9 protein-coding genes and 1 pseudogene are annotated in these 8,585 nt (G+C 71.0%); 2 read left to right on the plus strand and 8 right to left on the minus strand.

Going from position 1 to position 8,585, the window contains the following annotated elements; genetic code table 11:
- Positions 1-20: 20 nt before the first annotated feature.
- The gene (locus FNH04_RS35730) at positions 21-905 is read right to left on the minus strand and encodes an alpha/beta fold hydrolase (protein ID WP_152790007.1); all 885 of its coding nucleotides are present in this window, start codon (positions 903-905) and stop codon (positions 21-23) included.
- A gap of 173 nt (positions 906-1,078) precedes the next feature.
- Positions 1,079-1,537 carry a tetratricopeptide repeat protein gene (locus FNH04_RS35735; RefSeq protein ID WP_386574090.1) on the minus strand — a complete coding sequence of 153 codons (459 nt, stop codon included), beginning with the start codon at positions 1,535-1,537 and terminating at the stop codon, positions 1,079-1,081.
- Between FNH04_RS35735 and FNH04_RS35740 the strand changes: the two are divergent.
- Positions 1,437-1,790 (plus strand): annotated as a pseudogene (locus FNH04_RS35740) (LLM class flavin-dependent oxidoreductase); the annotation flags it as partial. The gene FNH04_RS35735 and the pseudogene FNH04_RS35740 overlap by 101 nt on opposite strands.
- 16 nt (positions 1,791-1,806) lie before the next feature.
- Here FNH04_RS35740 and FNH04_RS35745 read toward each other — a convergent pair.
- The 6 genes from FNH04_RS35745 to FNH04_RS35770 all read right to left on the minus strand — a co-directional run bounded on the left by FNH04_RS35745 (position 1,807) and on the right by FNH04_RS35770 (position 7,760).
- Positions 1,807-2,256: a hypothetical protein gene (locus tag FNH04_RS35745; protein ID WP_152790009.1), complete on the minus strand. Its 450-nt coding sequence runs from the start codon at positions 2,254-2,256 to the stop codon at positions 1,807-1,809.
- 296 nt (positions 2,257-2,552) lie between these two features.
- A complete protein-coding gene (locus FNH04_RS35750; RefSeq protein WP_322724792.1) occupies positions 2,553-3,338 on the minus strand; it encodes a lysophospholipid acyltransferase family protein in 786 nt (261 codons plus the stop codon).
- Complete coding sequence (locus FNH04_RS35755) at positions 3,335-4,138, minus strand: GNAT family N-acetyltransferase (protein ID WP_152790010.1); 804 nt, start codon at positions 4,136-4,138, stop codon at positions 3,335-3,337. The genes FNH04_RS35750 and FNH04_RS35755 overlap by 4 nt, the downstream gene beginning before the upstream one ends.
- Before the next feature lie 246 nt (positions 4,139-4,384).
- A complete protein-coding gene (locus FNH04_RS35760) occupies positions 4,385-5,131 on the minus strand; it encodes a succinate dehydrogenase/fumarate reductase iron-sulfur subunit (protein WP_152790011.1) in 747 nt (248 codons plus the stop codon).
- Positions 5,128-7,086, minus strand: a complete 1,959-nt coding sequence (locus FNH04_RS35765) for a fumarate reductase/succinate dehydrogenase flavoprotein subunit (protein WP_152790012.1) — start codon at positions 7,084-7,086, stop codon at positions 5,128-5,130. The genes FNH04_RS35760 and FNH04_RS35765 overlap by 4 nt, the downstream gene beginning before the upstream one ends.
- A 2-nt stretch (positions 7,087-7,088) precedes the next feature.
- Positions 7,089-7,760 carry a succinate dehydrogenase gene (locus FNH04_RS35770; protein ID WP_152790013.1) on the minus strand — a complete coding sequence of 224 codons (672 nt, stop codon included), beginning with the start codon at positions 7,758-7,760 and terminating at the stop codon, positions 7,089-7,091.
- 120 nt (positions 7,761-7,880) lie between these two features.
- Here FNH04_RS35770 and FNH04_RS35775 point away from each other — a divergent pair.
- Positions 7,881-8,585: LysR family transcriptional regulator (locus FNH04_RS35775; RefSeq protein WP_152790014.1), on the plus strand; the 705-nt coding region annotated here is incomplete at its 3' end.

The following is an 8,585-nucleotide window of genomic DNA, read 5'->3' on the forward strand; positions in this document are numbered from 1 at the left end:
GGGCAGGGGCAGGGGCAGGGTCACGGATGCACGCGGCCCAGGAACTCCCTCATCAGCCCGGCGATCTCGTGGAGGTGGGTCTCCAGCGCCCAGTGCCCGGCGTCCTTGAGGACGTGCAGTTCGGCGTCGGGCAGATCGGTGAGATACGCCCGTGCCGCATCCTCGGGCATGTAGTCGTCGTGGGGCCCCCAGACGATCAGGGCGGGTGGCTGCGCGCCGCGCAGATAGGCCTGGTACTCGGGGAACCGGTCCACGCTGCTCTTGATGTCGGCGAACAAGTCGACCATGATCTCCCGGTTGGGTGACCGCCCGAGTACCGGCCAGGACAGCTCCCACAGGTCGGGGCTGATCAACTCGGCCATGTGGGCGGGCACTTCGCCGATGACCTCCTCCCGCAGCCCGCGCTCGGTGACGGCCTCGGCGAGCGCGGCCCGCCGCTCGGGCGTCGGGTCGGCCCAGTACTCCTTCAGGGCCGCGTACTTGGGGCCGAGCGTCTCGGCGTACGCGTCCCCGTTCTGGATGACGAGGGCGGCGATCCGCTCGGGATGCTCCACGGCCAGCTGGAGTCCGGCCTGTGAGCCGTAGTCGAACAGGTACAGCGCGAAGCGGTGCAGATCCAGCACCTCGCTGAACCGCTCCAGCAGCCGGGCATAGCCCGCGAAGGAGTAGTCGAAGCGGTCCGGGCCGGGCGTCTCGCTGTATCCGAACCCGGGGAAGTCGGGAGCGATCAGCCGCCACCGGTCGCCGAGGACGGGCATCAGCGTGCGGTACTGGAAGGACGACGACGGGTAACCGTGCGGCAGCAGCACCACGGGGGCGTCCGCGGGCCCCGCCTCGCGGTAGAACACCTCCACCCCGTCCACATCGACGGTCCGGTGGGCCACGGATACGAGTTCGGACGGCATGTCTCCTCCAGAACGGAACGGGGCGAATGCCGGGAGAGCGGCGGGTGCCCGTATTCCGGTCGTTCAGTCCTCCGCCCGGCGGAGCATGGAGGCCCGCTGACACGGACCGGGCGGGACGACGCTCGGGCCGTTCTCGCCCGTCCATTCGTCCCGCACGACCGTGCTGTGTCCGTTCAGCCAGGTGGGCCGGTAACCCGGGACACCGAAGTCGACCATCGGCTCATCCTGTCAGGACCTCCGTGATCGTGGGGCTCCCGCAGTCGCGCGCGGAGGCGGGGAGCGTCGTTGTGGCCGAGTTGGTCGAGGAGCTCCAGGGCCTGCTGCCAGCGGAGACGGGCCGTGGGCCGGTCCCCCGCGGCCAGGTGGGCGTCACCGAGGTGGCGCAGCGTTTCGGCCACCTCGTAGCTGTCACCCCTCTCCTGCCGCAGGCGCAGAGCCTGGCGGAAACAGGCGATCGCCTCCGGGTGATCGCCAAGGTGCTGGTGGGCACGGCCCAGGCTGTCCCAGGTCGCTCCCTCCCCGTCGCGGTCCCCCAGCTCCTGGAGTATGGGCACGGTCGCCGTCGCCCGCACCCCGCGGGACGCCCACCGGCTTCTCCTCCCGGAGGCCTGGGCCACGGCGTACTCGCGCACCCACGGCGCCTTCCCGCCGCTCGCCCCGGCCGAGGACGTCGAGCGGCGGGTGACGACCTCCAAGGAGCACGGCTTCTACGAGTCCGGGCTGACGGGACACATCGCCGGCACCGAGGAGCAGGTCGTGCACGAGCTGGAGACCGTGATCAAGGAGACGGGCGCGCAGGAGGTGCTGATGACGACGAGTGCGTACGACAGGGAGGCGCTCGTCGACTCGTACCGGAGGCTGGCCCGGGTCACGGGCCTGGCATGACGAGGAGTGCAGGGGCTCAGCCCTGGAGCTTCATGCCCTCGGGTGAGGTGAGGCCCTTGCCGGGGTGGGCACGGAACGTCGCCGCCCACGTGGTGGGCGGGCAGGACGTGCCGTTGGGGTGCTGTTCGGTCAGCCTGGCCCGGGTGGCGTCCTCGACGACCGTGTCACCGCTCTTCGAGGACGTCACGGTGAGCCGTACCGGCACGGTGGACGCACCTGTGTCGTCGGGGAGTTGGACCGACAGCGAGGCGAACGGGTCGTCGGGACTGCCCGATGTCCGCTCCTCACAGGTGCCGTCCGCGCACAGCCGTATCCTCGCCGCGTCCCGGCCGCCGAAGTCGGCGGGCCGCCACACGGCGGAGACCTGCGAGTCCGCGTCGGCCCCGGTGCACGGCGTGTCCTGGCCGAGGAGCGAGCATCCGGTCAGGGACACCGCCAGCAAGGGCGTGAGAAGGGTGTGGCGCATATCAGTACCTCGCTATGGTGCCGGGGAAGGCGCCGGCGCGCACAAGAGCGGCCGGGAGGGCCGCCGCCAGGGCTCGATGCTTCCGGCGGGATCTTCGCCGGCCCGGGGCCGGGTCGGCCGGTGGGGAGTGGCGCACAGGGAATCCTTTCAGCCACGTTGGCCAAGATCACTTGATCTTAGAGCCTGCACCTGTCACGCTCCCGCGGCTCTTCCTGCTCCCGGGCCGGGCAGCTCCTGACGCGAGTCCTCCTGTCGCACAGGGGACCATCCGGCAACCCGTCCTGGGGTCGCCGCGTTCAGGAACACCGCTGGGCGGCCCGGGCAAGCGTGCGGCGGTCGGGATGGCTGCCCGCCGGGATCGCGGGCCGTACGTCCACCTCCGCCACCAGCCCGCGCGCCGACGCCACCCGCCACAGCGAGGCGAGCAGCGAGTCGTCGCCGACGAAGGCGGGCGCGGTGCTCGCGGTCCCGCCGGTGAGCTCGTAGCGGAGCCCTACCGGCTGGACGGGTACGCCCGCGTCGAGCGCGGCCTGGAACACGGCCCGCCGGAAGTGCCCGTGGGCCCGGCCGCACCAGGTGCTGCCCTCGGGGAAGACCGCGACCGCCGTACCACCGCGCAGGGCCTCGGCGATCCGGGCGACCGTCGCGGGGAGTGCGCGGATGCGGTCGCGGTCGATGAAGAGGGTGCCGCCGCGTTCGGCGAGGACGCCCGCCACGGGCCAGCCGCGCACCTCGGTCTTGGCCAGCATCCGAGCCGGGCGGACGGCGGCCAGCAGCGGGATGTCCAGCCACGAGATGTGGTTGGCCACCAACAGCAGACCTCCCGTGGGCGCGGCGCTCCCCGAGATCCGCACCCGTACTCCGGCGGCCCGCACGACGGCACGGCACCAGCGCCGTACCAGCCGGTCGCGCGGCACCGCCCGCAGCCGCCCGACGACCGGGGACAGCGCCACACCGACGAGCACCAGCGCGAACAGCGCGGCGAGCCGCCGTACCGCGCGCGGCACGGCGGCCCAGGTCGCCGTGGCCTCCACGCAGGACGGCGGGGTGCAGGGCGCGCTGGGCAGCCAGACGCCGCTCACGCCGGTACGAGGGACAGGAAGTGCCGCAGATAGCGCGGGTTGACCCGGCTCATCGGCAGCAGCACGTACAGGTCGGCGACGCCGAAGTCCGGGTCGTGCGCGGGCTCGCCGCAGACCCAGGCGCCGAGGCGGAGGTAGCCGCGCAGCAGCGGGGGGACCTCAGGGCGGGTAGCGCGGGCGGGCGGGAGGGACGCAGTGCGCTCAGGCGGTGTGATGCCCTCCGGCACCCAGGGCAGCAGCGGTCGTACGCGGTACTCCTCGGGCGCGAGGTTCCTGGCCCGTACGCGGTCCCAGGTGCCCGCGGCGAGCACGCCACCGTCGGTCAGCGGGAGGGAGCAGCAACCGGCCAGCCACTCGTGGCCGCTCTCGACCATGTACCGGGCGATACCGGCCCAGATCAGGCTGATGACCGTGCCGTCGCGGTGGTCGGGGTGCACACAGGAGCGGCCGACCTCGACGAGCCCGGGGCGGATGGCGTCCAGTGGCGCGAGGTCGAACTCGCCCTCCGAGTACAGCCGTCCGGCTATCGCGGCCCGTTCGGGCGGCAGCAGCCGGTAGGTGCCGACGACCTGGCCGGTCAGCGTGTCACGGACGAGCAGGTGGTCGCAGTACGCGTCGAAGGCGTCGACGTCGAGGCCGGGCTGCGGGCTGGACAGCAGCGCGCCCATCTCGCCGGCGAAGACGTCGTGACGCAGCCGCTGCGCGGCCTGTACGTCGGCCTCGTCGCGGGCGAGGGTGACGGTGTAGCGGGTGGGCGCGGTCGCCTGCGGCGGGCTGTCGAGTGTGGATACGCCGGTCATGGCTCTCTCTCCTGGTCATGGGCCGGTGCGGCGGGAGGGCAGCGGGGCCGATCGGCCACGGCGTGCTCGCTCCTGTTGTCCCGGCACCGGTTGACCGGTGCATGACCTGCGCAGAGAGGAGGGATGTGGGGTTGCTGAATGCCGGGGTGCGGAGCCCGGCAGTGCTTGGCGGGGCCGGAGAGCACCACTCCCGGCCCCGCCCGTCCGCACCTTGTCGGCGAACGTCTCGTCAGGCGGGCGCGGCTGTCACCTGGACACCTTCCGGGTCGCCCGCAGCCACTCCCTGTTCATGCTCGTGATGGAGACGAGCGGAATGCCCTTGGGGCACGCGGTGGCGCACTCACCCGTGAGCGTGCACCCGCCGAACCCCTCGTCGTCCATCTGCGCCACCATGTCCAGCACCCGTGTCTCCCGCTCGGGAGCACCTTGCGGCAGCACGTTCAGATGGTTGACCTTGGCCGAGGTGAAGAGCATGGCGGCCCCGTTCGGGCAGGCCGCCACACACGCCCCGCACCCGATGCACTCGGCGTGCTCGAAGGCGGAGTCGGCGTCGGGCTTCGGTACGGGCGTGGCGTGGGCCTCGGGCGCGGCACCGGTCGGCGCGGTGATGTAGCCACCGGCCTGGATGATCCGGTCGAAGGCCGACCGGTCCACCACCAGGTCCTTGATCACCGGGAAGGCCGACGCCCGCCACGGCTCGATGTCGATCGTGTCGCCGTCCCGGAAGGACCGCATGTGCAGCTGGCAGGTCGTCGTGCGCTCGGGCCCGTGCGCGTCACCGTTGATCACCAGACTGCACGCGCCGCAGATGCCCTCGCGGCAGTCGTGGTCGAAGGCGACCGGGTCCTCGCCCTTGAGGATGAGCTCCTCGTTGAGGGTGTCCAGCATCTCCAGGAAGGACATGTCGGACGAGATGCCGTCCACCTCGTACGTGGACATCGCTCCGTCGGCGCCGGCGTTCTTCTGCCGCCAGACGCGCAGGGTGAGCTTCATGCGTAGCTCCGCTGGGTGGGGTGGACGTACTCGAAGACCAGGTCTTCCTTGTGCAGGACGGGAGCGGTGCCCGTGCCGGTGAACTCCCAGGCGGCCGCGTACGCGAACTCGTCGTCCTTGCGGGCCGCCTCGCCGTCGGGCGTCTGGGACTCCTCGCGGAAGTGGCCGCCGCAGGACTCGCTGCGGTGCAGGGCGTCGAGGCACATCAGCTCGGCGAGCTCCAGATAGTCGACGACGCGGTTGGCCTTCTCCAGCGACTGGTTGAACTCCTCGCCGGTGCCGGGCACCTTGATGCGCCGCCAGAACTCCTCGCGGATCTGCGGGATGCGCTCCAGCGCCTTGCGCAGGCCCGCGTCCGTGCGGGCCATGCCGCAGAACTCCCACATCAGCTCGCCGACCTCGCGGTGGAAGGAGTCGGGGGTGCGGTCGCCGTCGACGGCGAGGAGCAGGTTGAGCCGGTCCTCGGTCTCGGCCACCACCTCCTGGACGACGGGGTGCTCCGCGGTGATCCCGCCCTTGTGCGGGTTGCGGGCCAGATAGTCGTTGATGGTGGCCGGCAGCACGAAGTAGCCGTCGGCGAGCCCCTGCATCAGGGCGGAGGCGCCGAGCCGGTTCGCGCCGTGGTCGGAGAAGTTCGCCTCGCCGATCGCGAACAGGCCGGGGACGGTGGTCTGGAGGTCGTAGTCGACCCAGAGGCCGCCCATCGTGTAGTGCACAGCGGGATAGATGCGCATCGGCACCTCGTACGGATCCTCGTCGGTGATCCGCTGGTACATGTCGAAGAGGTTGCCGTACTTGGCCTCGACGGCCTTGCGTCCCATGCGCCGGATGGCGTCGGCGAAGTCGAGGTAGACGCCCTGCCCGCCGGGTCCGACTCCCCTGCCCTCGTCGCAGACGTTCTTGGCGGCGCGGGAGGCGATGTCGCGGGGCACGAGGTTGCCGAAGGACGGGTAGATGCGCTCCAGGTAGTAGTCGCGCTCAGCCTCGGGGATCTCGTTCGGGGGCCGCTGGTCCCCCTTCGCCTTCGGCACCCAGATCCGGCCGTCATTGCGCAGGGACTCGCTCATCAGCGTGAGCTTCGACTGGTGGTCGCCGGTGCGCGGGATGCAGGTGGGGTGGATCTGGGTGAAGCAGGGGTTGGCGAAGTGGGCGCCGCGCCGGTGGGCCCGCCAGATCGCGGTGGCGTTGGAGTTCATGGCGTTCGTCGACAGGTAGAAGACGTTGCCGTAGCCGCCGGAGGCCAGCACGACGGCGTCCGCGAAGTACGTGTCGATCCGGCCGGTGATCAGGTCCCGGGCCACGATGCCGCGCGCCCGCCCGTCGATCACGATCAGGTCGAGCATCTCGGTACGGGCGTGCATCTCGATGTTGCCGGCCGCGATCTGCCTGCTGAGGGCCTGGTAGGCGCCCAGCAGCAGCTGCTGTCCCGTCTGGCCGCGTGCGTAGAAGGTCCGCGACACCTGCACCCCGCCGAACGACCGGGTGTCGAGCAGACCGCCGTACTCGCGCGCGAACGGCACGCCCTGCGCGACGCACTGGTCGATGATCTCCACCGAGATCTGCGCCAGCCGGTGGACGTTGGACTCGCGGGCCCGGAAGTCGCCGCCCTTGACGGTGTCGTAGAACAGCCGGTGGATGGAGTCGCCGTCGTTGCGGTAGTTCTTCGCTGCGTTGATGCCGCCCTGCGCGGCGATCGAGTGGGCGCGGCGCGGGGAGTCCTGGTAGCAGAACTGCACGACGTGGTAGCCCTGTTCGGCGAGCGTGGCGCCCGCGGAGCCGCCGGCCAGACCCGTCCCGACCACGATCACCGTGTGCTTGCGCCGGTTGGCGGGGTTGACCAGCTTGGCCTCGAAGCGGCGGGTGTCCCAGCGTTCGTTGACGGGGCCGGAGGGCGCCTTGCCGTCGACGGCGGGCGCGCCGGTCTCGTAGTCCACGTACTCTGACGAGGCAGTCATGTTCAGCTCACCACTCCGGTCATGACGCCCACGGGTACGGCGATGAATCCGGCCGTGAGCAGCAGCGCGAGGACGCCTGCGACGGTCTTGAGGGCGCGGTCGCGGGCGCGGCTTCCGACACCGAGGGTCTGGGCCGCGCTCCAGAAGCCGTGCCGGATGTGCAGGCCGAGCGCGAGCATCGCGACGATGTAGACGACGTTGCCGTACCAGGTGGAGAAGGTGTCCACGACGTTCTGGTACGGGTGGCCCTCCTGGAAGCCGCCGGGGTGCACGGTGCCGGTCGTCAGGTCCAGGATGTGCCAGACGATGAACAGGCCGAGGATGATCCCGCCCCAGCGCATGGTGCGTGTGGCGTAGCTCGCCCTCGGCTTCTTGTGCGCGTACTTGCTGGGGCGCGCCTTGATGTCGCGGCGGCTGAGCTGGTACGCCGACGTGGCGTGAGCGACGACGGCCACCACGAGCACGACGCGGACGAGCCACAGGGTCCACTCGTAGTGCATGAAGGGTTCGCCGACGGTGCGCAGCCAGTGGGCGTAGTGGTCGAACTCGTCCTCCCCGAAGAAGATCTTCAGGTTCCCGATCATGTGCACCACCAGGTAGAGCAGCATGATCAGACCGCTGACCGCCATCACGGTCTTCTTGCCGACGGAGCTGTCCCACACCGTGCGTGCCATGGACGGCCGTCGGTCCGTCCGCGTTGCCAGAGCCATGTCTCAAGACGCTAGGGCCGGAACACGTCATCGGTCCAAGACATGGTCCGGCTGGTTTCGATAGGGGTGGCCTATCGTGGAGGCATGCAGTTCCAGCAACTCCAGTACTTCGTGGCCGTCGCCGAGACCCGGCACTTCACGCGCGCCGCCGATCTCGTGCATGTCGCGCAGCCCTCGCTGTCCCAGCAGATCAGGGCGCTGGAGCGGGAGTTGGGGGCGGACCTGTTCCGGCGGGCGCGGGGCAACATCACGCTGACCGACGCGGGCGAGGCGCTGCTGCCGCTGGCCCGCCGGATACTGGCGGACGCGGACACGGCGCGGCAGGAGGTGGCGGAACTGGCGCAGCTGAGACGCGGGCGGGTACGGCTGGGCGCGACCCCCAGTCTGTGCACGGGCCTGCTGCCGGACGTGCTGCGTACCTTCCACGACAGCTATCCCGGGATCCGGCTGCTGATCGAGGAGAGCGGCTCGCACGATCTCGTACGGGAGCTCGCGCGGGGTGCGCTGGATCTGGCGCTGGTCGTCCTGCCCCTGCCCAGCCCCTCGCCTGCGCTGACCACGGTGGAGGTGCTGCGTGAGGACCTGGTGGTGGTGTCGTCGCCGGAGGGCGCGGCGTCGCCGCGCTGGGGTGGCCGGCGCAGTGTCCGGATCTCCGATCTGGAGGGGGAGCGGCTGGTGATGTTCCGGCACGGGTACGACCTGCGGGAGCTGACGGTGGCGGCGTGCCGCTCCGCGGGGTTCGAGCCGGATTTCGCGGTGGAGGGGGGTGAGATGGACGCGGTGCTGGGG

Source organism: Streptomyces phyllanthi (genome assembly GCF_009377205.1).
Classification (GTDB): Bacteria; Actinomycetota; Actinomycetes; order Streptomycetales; family Streptomycetaceae; genus Streptomyces; species Streptomyces phyllanthi.